Source organism: Microbispora hainanensis (genome assembly GCF_006874475.1).
In the GTDB taxonomy this organism is placed as follows: Bacteria; Actinomycetota; Actinomycetes; order Streptosporangiales; family Streptosporangiaceae; genus Microbispora; species Microbispora hainanensis.
On sequence record NZ_VIRM01000015.1, the window covers coordinates 77,502 to 91,762 of the forward strand.

General features: G+C 71.4%; 13 protein-coding genes. 6 read left to right on the forward strand and 7 right to left on the reverse strand.

Annotation, left to right across the window (positions count from 1 at the left end; all coding sequences use genetic code 11):
• Window positions 1-10: 10 nt before the first annotated feature.
• Window positions 11-856, reverse strand: a complete 846-nt coding sequence (locus FLX08_RS14720) for a helix-turn-helix domain-containing protein (RefSeq protein WP_076442685.1) — start codon at window positions 854-856, stop codon at window positions 11-13.
• A gap of 84 nt (window positions 857-940) precedes the next feature.
• On the opposite strand from FLX08_RS14720, the gene FLX08_RS14725 reads away from it, so the two are divergent.
• The 3 genes from FLX08_RS14725 to argG all read left to right on the forward strand — a co-directional run bounded on the left by FLX08_RS14725 (window position 941) and on the right by argG (window position 4,753).
• Window positions 941-1,768 carry an SDR family NAD(P)-dependent oxidoreductase gene (locus FLX08_RS14725; protein ID WP_142619397.1) on the forward strand — a complete coding sequence of 276 codons (828 nt, stop codon included), beginning with the start codon at window positions 941-943 and terminating at the stop codon, window positions 1,766-1,768.
• 362 nt (window positions 1,769-2,130) lie between these two features.
• Window positions 2,131-3,216: an ROK family protein gene (locus tag FLX08_RS14730; RefSeq protein WP_244312645.1), complete on the forward strand. Its 1,086-nt coding sequence runs from the start codon at window positions 2,131-2,133 to the stop codon at window positions 3,214-3,216.
• Window positions 3,217-3,304: 88 nt separating this feature from the next.
• Window positions 3,305-4,753: an argininosuccinate synthase gene (gene argG, locus FLX08_RS14735; RefSeq protein ID WP_142619399.1), complete on the forward strand. Its 1,449-nt coding sequence runs from the start codon at window positions 3,305-3,307 to the stop codon at window positions 4,751-4,753.
• Between the two features lie 154 nt (window positions 4,754-4,907).
• Here argG and FLX08_RS14740 read toward each other — a convergent pair whose 3' ends face one another.
• On the reverse strand, window positions 4,908-5,804 hold the full coding sequence (locus FLX08_RS14740) for an NAD(P)-dependent oxidoreductase (RefSeq protein ID WP_142619400.1): 897 nt from the start codon (window positions 5,802-5,804) through the stop codon (window positions 4,908-4,910).
• A gap of 50 nt (window positions 5,805-5,854) precedes the next feature.
• Here FLX08_RS14740 and FLX08_RS14745 point away from each other — a divergent pair, with 50 nt between their 5' ends.
• The 3 genes from FLX08_RS14745 (at window position 5,855) to FLX08_RS14755 (ending at window position 9,344) form a co-directional block, all read left to right on the forward strand.
• The gene (locus FLX08_RS14745) at window positions 5,855-6,250 is read left to right on the forward strand and encodes a winged helix-turn-helix transcriptional regulator (protein ID WP_076442677.1); all 396 of its coding nucleotides are present in this window, start codon (window positions 5,855-5,857) and stop codon (window positions 6,248-6,250) included.
• 230 nt (window positions 6,251-6,480) lie between these two features.
• Entirely contained in the window at window positions 6,481-8,298 is a 1,818-nt protein-coding gene (locus FLX08_RS14750) for a glycoside hydrolase family 15 protein (RefSeq protein ID WP_142619401.1), read from the forward strand.
• Complete coding sequence (locus FLX08_RS14755) at window positions 8,298-9,344, forward strand: glucose 1-dehydrogenase (RefSeq protein ID WP_142619402.1); 1,047 nt, start codon at window positions 8,298-8,300, stop codon at window positions 9,342-9,344. Before FLX08_RS14750 ends, FLX08_RS14755 begins: the two co-directional genes overlap by 1 nt.
• Before the next feature lie 12 nt (window positions 9,345-9,356).
• Here the strand turns inward: FLX08_RS14755 and FLX08_RS14760 are convergent, their stop codons facing one another.
• From FLX08_RS14760 to FLX08_RS14780, 5 genes are all read right to left on the reverse strand, one after another.
• Window positions 9,357-9,878: a hypothetical protein gene (locus FLX08_RS14760; protein ID WP_076442671.1), complete on the reverse strand. Its 522-nt coding sequence runs from the start codon at window positions 9,876-9,878 to the stop codon at window positions 9,357-9,359.
• A 48-nt stretch (window positions 9,879-9,926) separates the two neighbouring features.
• Window positions 9,927-10,730, reverse strand: a complete 804-nt coding sequence (locus tag FLX08_RS14765; protein WP_076442669.1) for an STAS domain-containing protein — start codon at window positions 10,728-10,730, stop codon at window positions 9,927-9,929.
• On the reverse strand, window positions 10,720-11,589 hold the full coding sequence (locus FLX08_RS14770; protein ID WP_142619403.1) for an MEDS domain-containing protein: 870 nt from the start codon (window positions 11,587-11,589) through the stop codon (window positions 10,720-10,722). Before FLX08_RS14770 ends, FLX08_RS14765 begins: the two co-directional genes overlap by 11 nt.
• 106 nt (window positions 11,590-11,695) lie before the next feature.
• Complete coding sequence (gene cydB / locus FLX08_RS14775) at window positions 11,696-12,709, reverse strand: cytochrome d ubiquinol oxidase subunit II (protein ID WP_142619404.1); 1,014 nt, start codon at window positions 12,707-12,709, stop codon at window positions 11,696-11,698.
• A 13-nt stretch (window positions 12,710-12,722) separates the two neighbouring features.
• Window positions 12,723-13,997 (reverse strand): cytochrome ubiquinol oxidase subunit I, encoded by a 1,275-nt coding sequence (locus FLX08_RS14780; RefSeq protein WP_142619405.1) that lies wholly within the window; start codon window positions 13,995-13,997, stop codon window positions 12,723-12,725.
• Window positions 13,998-14,261 lie beyond the last annotated feature (264 nt).

Consider the following 14,261-nt stretch of genomic DNA (forward strand, 5'->3'; position numbering starts at 1 on the left):
CACGGGCGGCCTACGGCAAGGGGAAGGACGCGTCGTGATCCTGCCCAGGAGCGGTGAGCCTGGCGAGCGCGGCGGCCGAGGGCGTTCCGGGCTCGGCCTGGTAGGCGATGACGACCTGGCCGTCCGTCCCGCCGACGGTCAGGCTGTGACGCCGCAGGACGAGCGGCCCGGCGACGGGATGGGCGAACTCCTTCGTCTCGTCTCGCGTCGGGCGGACGTCGTGGCGTTCCCACAGGCGGCGGAAGTCCTCGGAGGCCGCCGACAGCTCCTCGACCAGCTCGCGCAGGGCAGGGTCGCCGAGGTCGGCCCCGGCCCGGAGCGCGGCGGCAGAGCCGGCCGCGACGGCGCCCCACTGGGGGAACAGCGCCCGCGCGCCGGGATCGAGGAAGACGTCTCGGACGAGGTTGCGGCCGGGCCGATACATGGGCGCGAGGGCCATCGCCGGCCCGTTGGCGGCCAGCACGTCGAACCGGCGTCCCCGCAGGTAAGCGGGTATACCCACCCACGCGTCGAGGAGAGACCCGGCCCCCGGGGCCGGTCGATCACGCGGTCGGCGGGCCTGGCCGCCGTTCGGTCTCGACGCGTCGCGGGCCAGGGCGTGCAGGTGGGTTGTGAGGTCTGCGTCGAGGCGCAGGGCGGCCCCGAGCGCGTCGAGCACCTGCTCGGAGGGATTGCGGTCCCGGCCCTGTTCAAGCCGGGTCAGGTAGGCGAGGCTGACGCCTGCGAGCGCGGCCAGCTCGTCGCGGCGCAGCCCGGCCACGCGGCGTCGCCCGAGCGCGGGCAGCCCGGCGTCCTCCGGGCGTACGAGCGCGCGGCGGGCCTTGATGAAGCTGCCAAGAGCGTTGGTGCCGGGCATGTCACCCGCCACTGTACGCAGCGCCCGATGGTGACCCTGCCACGGTGATGGCTGCGCCGTCCCGCGGGGGGCAGAGTGACTGCCATGAATACCGAACACGCGATCACCTGGTTCGTCACGGGAGCGTCCCGCGGCTTCGGAAACGTGTGGACGCGGGCGGCGCTGCGGCGCGGCGACCGGGTCGTCGCGACGGCGCGCGACGTTGCCGCGCTGAAGCCGCTCGCCGACGAGTTCGGCGACGCGATCCTCCCGTTGACGCTCGACGTCACCGACCGGGAGGCCGCCTTCGCCGCGGTGGACCGGGGGGCCGAACGCTTCGGCGGGATCGACGTCGTCGTCAACAACGCCGGGTACGGCCTTTTCGGAGCGGTGGAGGAGGTCACCGAAGCCCAGGCGAGAGCTCAGCTGGAGACGAACCTGCTCGGCGCGCTCTGGGTCACCCAGGCCGTGCTGCCCGCAATGCGGGAACGCGGACGGGGCCACATCCTGCAGGTGTCGAGCATCGGCGGCGTCGCCGCGTTTCCCATGCTCGGGCTCTACAACGCGTCGAAGTGGGGCCTGGAGGCGTTCAGCGAGTCGCTCGCCCAGGAGGTCGCCCCGTACGGCATCAAGGTGACGATCATCGAGCCCGGCCCCTACGGCACCGACTGGAGCGGATCGTCGTCCGTCCACGCCGAGCCGCATCCCGCGTACGAGCACGTCCGGGAGGCCCGCCAGGCCGCCGCGGCGGGCAGGGAACCGATCGGCCCCGAGGTCACGGCCGAGGCGGTCCTCTCGGTCGTGGACGCGGAACGGCCCCCGCTGCGCCTGTTCCTGGGGAGTTACTGCCTGCCGATCGCCGAGCGGGCCTACGCCGGACGCCTGGACACCTGGCGGGAGTGGCGCGCCCTCTCCGAGTCCGCCGACGGGTGACCCGTTCCGCGGTCCGGCTCTCGGCGCCCGGCCGGAAGGGGAAACCTCCGGCCGGGCCGCCGGACGCGGCCGATGAAACGCGGAGTTCCGCCGAGGAGGCGATGAAAGTTTCATTTCCGGGGTGGTGTCCGGATCGGACCGGACTTCCTCACAAATCCTTCTCCGAGGAGTGAAGGCGAAAAAAAATTCCGGGCGGCGCCGGACTATGCGTGGGGGACGGATGAGGAGCCGCCCGATGAGAAACTTGGCTGGTGGAGACTTCGGTGCCAGGGCGAGCCGAAACCCGGCTCCAAGCCAAAATACTTACGCGATTGCGTGACGCCGGTCCGCAATCCCGCATGCAGCTGTCGGAACACTTTGAAGTGTCACGTACCACGATCGGGGCGGAACTCGCCCGGCTGACGGCGCTGCAACTCGTTGAGGAAATCGGGCCGGCCGCGTCTCGTGGAGGGCGCCGGTCGACCGTCATGGATCTGGCCGGCCGGGTCCGGTTCGTCGGCGTCGTCATCGGCGCGACCTCGGTGTCCGTCGCGGTCACCGACGGCAGGCTGCGCGTCCTCGCGTTCGAACGCACACAATGCGACGTACGTCAGGGCCCCGAGCCCGTGCTCGAACTCGCCATGGAACAGAGCCGGCGGCTGCTCCTGAAATTGGGGGTGGACAAGCCGATGGGAGTCGGCGTCGGCGTGCCCGGCCCGGTGGACTTCTCCCGCGGTATCCCGGTGTCGCCACCGATCATGCCGGGGTGGGACGGTTATCCGGTCCGCGATGTCATCGGCAGGCGATTCGACTGCCCGGTCTTACTGGACAACGACGTCAATGTAATGGCCCTGGGCGAGCAACACGCCGGTGCGGCGAGCACCGCCGAGAACTTCCTGTACGTCAAGGTCGGCTCGGGCATCGGCTGCGGAATCGTGGCCAAGGGTGAGCTCTATCGCGGCATGGACGGGTGTGCGGGGGATATCGGGCACATACCGGTCACCGGCTCCGACGAGATCTGCGCGTGCGGCAACACGGGGTGCCTGGAGGCGTCCTTCAGCGGTGACGCGCTGGCGCGCGAGGCGCTCGCCGCGGCCAGGTCCGGGCGCTCGCCCCTGCTCAAGGAGTTCCTCGAACGCGACGGCACCCTGACCGCCGCGCAGGTGGGCGAGGCGGTCGCCGCCGGTGACGCGGCGTCCGTCCAGATGGTGCGCGACGGCGGACGGCGCGTGGGCGAGGTGCTGGCGGGCCTGGTGTCGTTCTTCAACCCGAGCCTCATCGTGCTGGGCGGTGGCCTCACGCTGCTGGGTCACATCCTGCTCGCCGAGATCCGCGGTGCGATCTACCGTCGCTCGCTGCCTCTCGCCACCAGGAACCTGCCGATCGCGATGAGCGATCTCGGCCCGCAGGCCGGGGTCATCGGCGCGGCCAGGCTTGTGAGTGAGGAGGTCTACGGCTTCTCCCGCTGATCGGCACCCGTCCCGGAGGTCCGCCGGCGACAAGATCCGGTGTGCACGGGATTGCATGATCATGCATTCCCGTGTATATATTCTACTCGTGTCCAAGGTGCTCACTTCTCTGCCTGTCGGCGAGCGTGTCGGGATCGCCTTCTCCGGTGGCCTCGACACTTCGGTAGCGGTCGCGTGGATGCGGGAGAAGGGTGCAGTGCCGTGCACCTACACCGCCGAAATCGGCCAGTACGACGAACCTGACATCGCCTCGGTGCCGGGGCGTGCCACCGCGTACGGCGCGGAGATCTCCCGGCTGGTCGACTGCCGGGCGGCCCTGGTCGAGGAGGGGCTCGCGGCTCTGGCCTGCGGGGCCTTCCACATCAGGTCCGGCGGCCGCACGTACTTCAACACCACCCCGCTCGGGCGGGCCGTCACCGGCACCCTGCTGGTGCGCGCGATGCTCGAAGACGGCGTGCAGATCTGGGGAGACGGCTCCACCTTCAAGGGCAACGACATCGAGCGGTTCTACCGTTACGGTCTGCTCGCCAACCCCTCCCTGCGGATCTACAAGCCGTGGCTGGACGCCGACTTCGTCAACGAGCTCGGCGGGCGCAAGGAGATGTCCGAGTGGCTGCTCGCGCACGGGCTGCCCTACCGGGATAGCGTGGAGAAGGCCTACTCCACCGACGCGAACATCTGGGGCGCCACTCACGAGGCCAAGTCCCTTGAGCACCTCGACACGGGCATCGAGATCGTCGAGCCCATCATGGGCGTGCGTTTCTGGGACCCCTCCGTCGAGATCGCGACCGAGGACGTCACGATCGGCTTCGAGCAGGGACGTCCGGTGACGATCAACGGCAAGGAGTTCCCCTCCGCCGTCGATCTGGTGCTGGAGGCCAACGCCATCGGCGGCCGCCACGGCATGGGCATGTCCGACCAGATCGAGAACCGGATCATCGAGGCCAAGAGCCGGGGCATCTACGAGGCACCGGGCATGGCGCTGCTGCACGCGGCCTACGAGCGGCTGGTCAACGCGATCCACAACGAGGACACCCTCGCCAGCTACCACATCGAGGGGCGGCGGCTCGGCCGGCTGCTCTACGAGGGCCGCTGGCTGGACCCGCAGGCGCTGATGCTGCGCGAGTCGCTGCAGCGCTGGGTCGGCATGGCGGTGACCGGCGAGGTGACCCTGCGGCTGCGGCGCGGCGAGGACTACTCCGTGCTGGACACGTCCGGACCCGCGTTCAGCTACCACCCGGACAAGCTCTCGATGGAGCGCACCGAAGACTCCGCCTTCGGTCCGGTGGACCGGATCGGGCAGCTGACGATGCGCAACCTCGACATCGCCGACTCTCGTTCCAAGCTGGAGCAGTACGCCAGGCTCGGCATGGTCGGCAGCCAGCAGCCGGCGCTGATCGGAGCCGCCCAGGCGGCGTCGACGGGCTTGATCGGCGCGATGCCCGAGGGCGGAGCAGAGGCGATCGCCTCTCGCGGCGAGGTCTCCACCGAGGAGGAGCTGCTCGACCAGGCCGCCATGGAGCTCGGCACCGACTGACGACCACGACTGGGGCGCCCGGTGTCGCCGGGCGCCCTTCGACGTCATCAAGCCGGGCCAGGGACGTCCGCAAGCCGGGGACGTCTGCAAGCCGGGCCGGGGATGACCGGCCGGGGGCGTCTGCAAGCCAGACTGGGGGCGTCCGGAAGCCGGATCAGGCGTGGGCGCGGGCGGTGAGGAGCTCGGTGATCCGGGTGAACCCGTCGGCGCCGTGGCCTTCTGCGATGACGCGGCGGGCCCAGCCCTCGGCCGCGCGCATCACACTCGCGTCGATGCCGTGGGCCTCGGAGGTATGGACGACGTGGGCCATGGACGAGGCTGCCGAGGTGATCGGGTTGCCCTCGCCGGAAAACCCGCCGCTGTCCACTTCCGCCGCCGCCTCCTCGAAGATGGGCGGCAGGATCGCGCCGATGCCCTTGGCGAACGGCGCCAGCTCCCGCGCGGTGACCCCTTCGGCCCGCGCCACCGCCAGCGCGTGCGCGTAGCCCGCCATCGCGGTCCAGAAGACGTCGAGCAACGCGATGTCGTAGGCCGCCGCCCGGCCGATCTCCTCGCCCAGATGGGTGTGCGTGCCGCCGAGGGCCTCCAGCACCGGCCGGTGCCGCCGGTAGAGCTCCTCCGGGCCGCTGTGCAGGAACACCGCGGCCGGGGTGCCGATGGTCGTGGTCGGCGTCATGATCGCGCCGTCGAGATATTCGATGCCGTGCTCGGCGGCCCAGGCCGCGGTGCTCCGGGCGCGGCCGGGCGTGTCGGCCGTCAGGTTCACGAGCGTGCGTCCCCCGAGCGCGCCGGCGACCGCCTCGCGCCGCACGACGGCGTCCGCCGCGTCGTAGTTCACGACGCAGATCACGGTCAGCTCGCTCGCGGCGACAGCCGCCTCCGGTGTGGGAGCGCCGTACGCGCCCCGCTCGGCCAACTGCCGGTCCGTGCCCGGCGTCCGGTTCCAGACCGTGGTCCGGACGCCGGCGTTCAGGAAGGCCCCGGCCAGGGCCCGGCCCATCGGCCCAAGGCCGAGCACGGTGACGGCAGACTGGTGGGCGTGCTGGCTCATGTATCGACTCCTGCATGCATGACAGCGAAGGCGCTGAAGGGGATGGAAAGGTGACGCGTAGCCGTGCCGGAGACACGAACGTCTGCGGGGTCACCGCCGCGATCGCCGTGATCGACGGCAAGTGGAAGACGATCCTGCTCTGGCTCCTGGAATCCGCTCCGCGTCGCCCCGGCGAGCTGGTCCGGCGGCTGCCGGGCCTCACCGAGAAGGTGCTGACTCAGACGCTCAGGGAGATGGAGGCCGACGGGCTGGTGCACCGTGAGGTGCACGACGGCCGCCCGCTGAAGACGGTGTACTCACTGACCGATTTCGGCCAGGAGCTCTCCCAGGCGCTGGCGCCGCTGTCCGACTGGGGACATCGCCGCCTGGAGAAGCTGGCCCGGGAGACGCCGTCCGGGGGGACGCCGTCCGGGGAGGCGCAGGCAGGGCCCCTGCCGGTCTCCTGACACACCGCCGTCACCCCCGTTCCCGCCTGGCATCGGGCCGCCTTCCGGCTGACCGCAACCAGCTTCACGCCGCTCGGCCCCAGCCGACAAGTACCCACAAAAAGGTGGGTAGGCGGTGAAGCCCCACCGCCACGATCAACGGTTCTTTGCACAGTGCATACGTGTTCTTTGCCCGGGTAGCTCGGCCCTTGTCCGCGAGGACGAGATCGACCGCCGGAGGGGGAGGCGCGGTGGCACTGCGGATCGAGGACTACGGGCTGCTCGGCGACCTCCACACGGCCGCGCTGGTGGGACGCGACGGGTCGATCGACTGGCTGTGCCTGCCCCGGTTCGACGCCCCCGCGTGCTTCGCCGCCCTGCTCGGCGACGAACGGGCGGGGTTCTGGCGCCTGGCCCCCGCGGCGGGCGGGCTCTGCACGCGCCGCCGCTACCGCGGCGACTCCCTCGTCCTGGAGACGGAGTGGGACACTCCCGAGGGATCCGTACGCGTGATCGATGCGATGCCGCCACGCGGTGAGGCGGCCGACGTGGTGCGCGTCGTGGAGGGGGTCAGCGGACGTGTGCCGATGCGGATGGCGCTGCGGCTGCGGTTCGACTACGGGCACATCGTGCCCTGGGTGCGGCACCAGGACGGACGGCTCGCGGCGGTCGCCGGACCGGACGCCGCCTGGCTGAAGACGCCGGTGCCGCTCAGCGGCGAGGACATGACGACCTACGCTGGTTTCGAGGTGGCTGCCGGGCAGCGGGTGCCGTTCGTGCTGACCTACCGGCACTCGCACGAGCGCATGCCACGTCCGGTGGACGCGGAGAAGGCCCTCGCCGACACGGAGGCGTTCTGGACGTCGTGGATGCGCGGCTTCCGATACGAGGGCCGGTGGGAGGAGGCCGTGCGCCGATCACTGGTCGTGCTGAAGGCGCTGACCTACGCGCCGACCGGCGGCATCGTGGCCGCGGTCACCACTTCGCTGCCGGAACAGCCGGGCGGGCCACGCAACTGGGACTACCGGTTCTGCTGGCTGCGCGACGCGACGTTCACGCTGCAGGCGCTGCTGGGCACCGGCTTCGTCGCCGAGGCCAGGGCCTGGCGGGAGTGGCTGCTGCGGGCCGTGGCCGGAGACCCGGCCGACCTGCAGATCATGTACGGCATCGACGGCACCCGCCGCCTGCCGGAAGACACGCTGGACTGGCTGTCCGGCTACGAGGGCTCGGCCCCGGTGCGGGTGGGCAACGCGGCGTCCGGGCAGTTCCAGCTCGACGTGTGGGGCGAGGTCCTCGACGGGCTGCACCTGGCGAGGACGGCCGGCATCCACGCCGACGAGCAGGCATGGGACCTGCAAAGGGCGTTGCTGGACTTCCTGGAAGGCCACTGGGACGACCCGGACAACGGGCTGTGGGAGGTGCGCGGCGACCGCCGCCACTTCGTGCACTCCAAGGTCATGGCGTGGACCGGCCTGGACCGCGCCGTGCGGGCCGTCGAACGATTCGGCCTGGACGGGCCCGCGGATCGGTGGCGCGCCACCCGCGACAAGATTCACGCCGAGGTGTGCGACCGCGGCTACGACGCGGAGCGGCGCACGTTCACCCAGTTCTACGGCTCGAAGGGGCTGGACGCCGCCCTGCTGCTGATCCCCCGGGTGGGGTTCCTGCCGTGGAACGACCCGCGGGTGGCCGGCACCGTCGAGGCCGTGCGGCGCGAGCTGTGCTCCGACGGGTTCCTGCTGCGCTACGAGCCGCAGGCCGACGGCAACGTGGACGGCCTTCCCGGCACCGAGGGAGCCTTCGTCACCTGCACGTTCTGGCTCGCCGACGCCCTGTACGGCCTCGGCCGCCACAGGGAGGCGTACGAGCTGTTCGAACGGCTGCTGAGCCTCCGTAACGACCTCGGGCTGCTGAGCGAGGAGTACGACCCCGGGACCGGGCGGCAGCTCGGCAACACCCCGCAGGCGTTCAGCCACGTCGGGCTGGTGAACGCCGCCCTTCACCTGTCCGGCGCCCGGCCGGCCGAGCGCACCGCGCACGGCCGCGAACACGTTGGAGGTGAGCGCTGATGCGCGCTCTCACCGTCATTCCGTCGCAGAAGGACTCCCTGGCCGTCACCGAGGTCCCCGATCCGGAGCCGGGCGAGGGGGACCTGCTCGTCGACGGTCTCGCCGTCGGCGTGTGCGGCACCGACAAGGAGATCTCCGCAGGGGAGTACGGCTGGGCCCCGCCCGGCCGCGAGCGCCTGGTCATCGGCCACGAATCGCTGGGCAGGGTGCGGCAGGCGCCGTCCGGCAGCGGCTTCGCCCCCGGTGACCTCGTGGTCGGAGTGGTCCGCCGGCCCGACCCGGTGCCGTGCGGCGCCTGCGCGCACGGGCAGTTCGACATGTGCCGCAACGGCCGTTACACCGAGCGCGGCATCAAGGAACTCGACGGATACGCAAGTCAGAGCTGGGTGGTCGAGCCCGGCTACGCCGTCGGGCTCGACCCCCGGCTGGCCGACGTCGGAATGCTCCTCGAACCCACCAGCGTCGTCGCCAAGGCCTGGGACGAGGTGGAGAAGGTCGGCGCCCGGGCCTGGTTCGCGCCGAAGACCGCGCTGGTCACCGGCGCGGGTCCGATCGGCCTGCTCGCGGCCCTGCTCGGCGTGCAGCGCGGGCTGGAGGTGCACGTTCTCGACCGGGTCACGGACGGCCCCAAACCGGCCCTCGTACGGGACCTCGGCGCGGTCTACCACGCCGGGGACGCCGCAGAGGTCGCCGCGAAGGTGCGCCCCGACGTGGTGATCGAGGCGACCGGCGCGGGGCCGGTCATCTTCGCCGTGGCGGCCAACACCGCGCCGTACGGCATCGTATGTCTCACCGGCGTCTCCTCGGCCGGGCGCCGGATCACGCTCGACGCGGGCAGCCTCAACCGCGACATCGTGCTGGAGAACGACGTGCTCATCGGCTCGGTCAACGCCAACTGCGGCCACTACGCCACCGCGGCCGACGCCCTGGCCGAGGCGGACCTCGCCTGGCTGAACCGGCTGATCACCCGCAGGGTGCCGCTGGAGTCGTTCCGGGACGCCTTCACCGCCGGGCCGGAGGACGTCAAGGTCGTCGTCGAGTTGTGACGGTTCTCCCGCTCACAGCACAAAGATCAGCATGGCGGTGAGGCCGAGGGTCGCCGCCACGAAGCCGGCCGTCCTGGGCTGCCGGGCGGCCTCCCGGCGAGAGGAGACGACCAGCAGGGCGCCCACGGCGAGCGCCGCCACGAGGTGCAGGCCGTACCAGACGGGAATGGGCACCCTGGCCAGGAAGGTGCCGGACAGCAGGTCGTCGGCGGACCCGTAGCCGCCGAGTTCGGCGACCGCGGCCAGGCCCAGCACCGGGAGCGCGTACCGGAACCGGCCGAGCAGGGCCCAGACGACGGTCCCCAGGCCGAGCAGGATCGCGCAGCGGTGGTGCAGTTGCCGTGCGAGCAGGCCGCCGTGATCGTCGAAGCTGATGTCGAGGATCGAGTGGTAGGCGGCGCTCATCTGCACGCCTCGCAGCGGCTCGTAGTCGCCGGTGTAGGAGACCGTCTCGCCGCTGGGCACGTAGGAGAACGCCAGCACGCCGCCGGTGATCAGGAAGGCCGCGAAAAGGTAGATGAGCATCTCACCCATCGCCTGCCTCATCCGATTCACCGGCACATTTCAGCACATGTGGGTGCCTCAGGAGGGCGGAAACAGGTGGACCGCCGCGGCGGGTGTCTCGCGGGTCGTGAACGGAACCGGGCTGAGCGCGTCGAGGCGATCGGCGAACTCGGCCGCGAGGCCGGTCAGGACCAGCATCCCCGCCGCCGTCTCCGACACGCGCTGTTGCGCCACGATCAGGGCGGTGATGCCGGTGCTGTCCCAGTAGGTCACCGCGGACAGGTCGATCACCAGCCTCGGCGCCGGTGTGCCGGAGACGAGCTCGCCGACTGCCGCGCCGATCTGGGGGGCCGCCTGCTCGTCGAGGGCGCCGTCCAGCTCCAGGACGGTGTGCGACTCGAGACGGCGCAGCCGTGGAGTGGCGGACCGGCGTGACGCGGGCCCGGGGAGGGTGAAATCGGCCGTGGCGAGGGTGCCGTCCGGGCCGGAGCCGATCGTGAACCGGTCCGACAGATAGTGGGCGAGCCACAGCCCGTGCCCGTGCCTGACCGGCCATTCGGCCGCGTCGTGCCCGGACGTTCCGGGGTCGGCGACCTCGCACCGCAGCACGCCGTCGAGCTGCCGGATCCTCGCCCGTCCGGTTCCCGAGCCGTGGAAGACCGCGTTGGTGGCGAGCTCGTGGACGGTGAGGACCAGGTCCATGGACCGTCCGTGGGGAAGCCCGGCGTGGACGACGTGGGCTTCCAGCGTCTCCCGCAGGGGGTAGAGCGACCCGCGGTCGAACGACTGGTCGAGGATCAGCACCGGCGTTCCGGCGTCCCGCCTCTCGCCGCCGGAGCACGAGGCGACGTGGGTGGCGTGAGAGGTTCCGTCATCGCTCATGCGTGGTCACCAGGCTGATCCCGGGAATGCCCTGTGCGCCGAGCAGCACGAACCGCGGCGCGATGGCGGGGTTGCAGCGCAGGACGACCGCACGGGCGGGCGCCAGGCTCCGCGCCACGTCGATGATCGTCCGGGTGCAGGACAGGTCGATGAAGGACAGCTCGGCCATGTTGATCGTGACGGGGCCGTCCGTCCTGATCGCCTCGCTCAGCGCCAGGACCAGGGCGTCCTCGGCCGCCCGGTCGATCTGTCCCGCCAGCCGGATTCCGGGCGGCGCGTACTGGCGGCAGATCCGCAGCAACGGGTCGTCGTAGTAGGTGGCCGCGGTGACCGCCCGCGTGTGAAACGGGGAGACCGAGGCGAGGGTGACCGGGTCGAAGCGTTCCCGGTCGTACTGGCACAACACCGACACGCTGCTGTCCGACAGGATCGTGGCGATCTTCTCCTCGAAGGCGGGCAGCTGCTCCACGCCGTGGACCGGCCGCAGCGCCCAGCCCATGTCGAGGGCAACCCGTAGTCCCGAGTAGCCCTCGTGCGAGGTCAGCTCCATCTGGGAGCTCAGCCACCCCATCGCGTGATCGAGGTCGAAGGTCTGGCCGGACAGCAGGCCCTCCTGAGAGGCGACGACGTCCATCCGGCCGCTCGCGGTGGCGGACTGCACGGCGATCCCGCGGCGGCTCAGCTCGGCCGCCACTCCCTGCGGCTCCTCGCACAGCCAGACGACGCGCAGTCCTCCCGCGAGCCCGTCCCGTACGAACGCCGCGGTGAGGTCGAGCAACTCCTCCGGCTCACCGAAGGTCAGGCACGCGTGATCGTTGATCGTCAGATCCGTGATCTGCACCTCAGCACTGACCCTCACCGCGCCACCACCCTCGGGGCGGTCCCCGCCGCCTACTGCCTGATCGGAGTACCCATCCTAGTGACGGGCATTCGTAAAGAATCGGTCTCGGTGTTGGCGCGAGGAGCTACAGGTACGTCCGCGTACGACCGGCCCGGTCGCGGAACATCCACCAGTTCCAGACCTGGGAAAGCACCATCAGCGGCACCATGACCGCGGCGAAGACCGTCAGAATCCGCAGGGTGCCCGCCTCCGCCATCGCCTCCGCCAGCCGCAGGCCGGCGCCGGGGGTGCCGGAGGTGACCAGTGCGAAGGGGTGCAGGCCCGCGCCGAGTGCCACGACGGGCAGGGCGGCCGCACAGGAGGTCGCGGCGAAGGCACGGCCCGTACGGCCCGCGCGCAGCAGAGCCGCCCCGGTGAGGAGCACGACCACCAGGGCCGCGCCGGTCGCGAGGGCGGACCACGGGTTGACGAGGGCGTGCCGCGCCGAGGAGAGGAAGCCGGTGACGAGGACGGCCGCCGCCGCCACGGCCGCCACGAGCAGGGCGCGGCAGCCGGCCCGCGCGGCCCGCGCGCCCGGCTCGCCGCCGGTTCGCCAGGCCAGGAAGGCCGCCCCGTGCGCGAGGAACACCGCCGTGGTCGTGGCGCCGCACAGCAGCACGAAGGGGTGGAGCAGGTCGGCCGGTCCGATCGAGAAGACGTTCCGGGCGTCCAGCGGCACCCCGGCGAGGAGGCGGCCGGTCACGAGCCCCCACCCCACGGCGGGCACCAGCCCGCCCAGGAAGATCAACCCATCCCAGAGCCGGCGTGCCGAGGCGCCCCGGTGGCGGCTGCGCAGCTGTACGGCGGCGTTGCCGACGACGATGCCGGCCAGGATCGCCGCGAACGGGAAGTACATGCCGGACAGCAGCCGCCCTTCCAGGAAGGGAAAGGCGCCGAACAGCACGCCCGCCGCGGCCACCAGCCAGACCTCGTTGCCGAGGAAGAACGGGCCGAAGGCGTTGAGCAGCGCGCGCCGCTCGCGGTCGTCGCGGCCGAGGCAGGGGGTGAGCATCTGCACGCCGTAGTCGAAACCGGCCAGGCCGAAATAACCGGCGAGCAGCAGCCCGAGCAGGGCCGGCCACACGAGTCCGAAAGTCACGAGGGCTCCTGTTTCACAAAGCGAGCGACGAGGCGGGCCGCTCCGGCTGCCCGTCGCCGGATGCGCCGCCCAGGTCGGTGCCGGCCGGGCCGCGGCGGGCGTACCGGACGATCAGCGCCACGTCGGCGACCGCAAGCGCGAGGAACACCCCGCAGAACAGGACCAGGGACGCCGTCATCGAGCCGACGGGCGACCGTGCGGCGGCCGCCGTGAGCTCGCCGTACACCGCCCACGGCTGGCGCCCCACCTCGCGCAGCAGCCATCCGCCGAGCGCGGCGACGAAGGGCAGGGGGACGGCGACCAGCATCAGGTAGGCCGCCGGGCGGAACCGGAGGTACCAGTCCCGGTGGAGCAGGACGAGGGCCACGACGACCAGCAGGAAGATCAGATAGCCGGCGTCCTGCATGACGTCGAAGGCGGTGGCGATCCAGGCGGGCGGCCGGTAGTCGCCCGCGCCGAACCGCTGCACCAGGTGCGCCTGCACGTCCTCGACGCGCAGGGAGCCGAGGTCGTCGATGTGGCCCTGCAGGGTCGCCGCCTTCATCGGCTGGGTGTCCACGAGCGTCGGGATCTGGACGAACCCGTAGTAGAGCGCCACGAACGCCGCGGGCGTGGCCACGAACAAACCGAGCCGCAGCGAGGCGCGGAAGAACTCCCGCTCCGCCGTGCGCTTGAGGAAGTGGTAGGAGCTCACCCCCGCCACGAACACTCCACCGGTCATCAGCGCGGCGGTGGCCGCGTGCACCAGCGCGTTGATCGCGTTGGGGTTGGTGAGCAGGGCGCCGAAGTCGGTGAGGTAGGCGACGCCGCCGCGCACCTCGTGCCCCACCGGGTGTTGCAGGAAGCCGTTGGCCACCATGATCCAGTACGCCGAGGCGTACGCGGTGAGGGTGACCAGCCAGATCAGCGTGACGTGCACCGCCTTGGGCAGCTTCCCCCAGCCGAAGATCCACATGCCCAGGAAGGTGGACTCGGCGAAGAAGGCGACGATCGTCTCCAGTGCGAGCGGAGCGCCGAAGACGTTGCCGGCGTACTCGGCCAGCCCGCTCCAGGCCAGCCCGAACTGGAACTCCATGACCAGGCCGGTGACGACGCCCAGCACGTAGTTCACGACGTAGATCTGCCCCCAGAACCGGGTCATGCGCTCCAGGAGCGGTGTGCCCCGGAGGGCGTGCCGGGTGTGCATCACCGCGATCAGCGGGGCGAGGCCGAGGGTGAGCATGACGAACAGCCAGTGGAAGCCGGCCGTCGTCGCGAACTGGAGGCGCGCCAGCGTCTCGTCCGTCACCGGTGTCCGCCCGTCGTCGACGTTCGCCCGTCACCGGCGGGGAGAGGACCGGGGCGTGGGGGGTGCGACAAATCAGCCCTTTTCTCGCAAAGTCCGCAAGAGTGGACGGATCATATCCTCACGCGTCTCGCGGCAGGTGCTGGGGGCAGCGGGCCGCATCAAGGCGGCGCGGGAGCCGTCCCCGCGTTCGGCGAAGACCGAGCGTGCCGCGGCGAGGATGGCCGCTCGTCGCGCCTCGGGGTCGCGCACCCGCTTTTCGCCAGG

Bases quoted from the DNA above. Each gene is read 5' to 3' on its own strand.
- FLX08_RS14720 (WP_076442685.1), bottom strand. From the start codon at position 856: ATGCCCGGCACCAACGCTCTTGGCAGCTTCATCAAGGCCCGCCGCGCG.
- FLX08_RS14725 (WP_142619397.1), top strand. From the start codon at position 941: ATGAATACCGAACACGCGATCACCTGGTTCGTCACGGGAGCGTCCCGC.
- FLX08_RS14740 (WP_142619400.1), bottom strand. From the start codon at position 5,804: ATGAGCCAGCACGCCCACCAGTCTGCCGTCACCGTGCTCGGCCTTGGG.
- FLX08_RS14755 (WP_142619402.1), top strand. From the start codon at position 8,298: ATGCGCGCTCTCACCGTCATTCCGTCGCAGAAGGACTCCCTGGCCGTC.
- FLX08_RS14760 (WP_076442671.1), bottom strand. From the start codon at position 9,878: ATGGGTGAGATGCTCATCTACCTTTTCGCGGCCTTCCTGATCACCGGC.
- FLX08_RS14765 (WP_076442669.1), bottom strand. From the start codon at position 10,730: ATGAGCGATGACGGAACCTCTCACGCCACCCACGTCGCCTCGTGCTCC.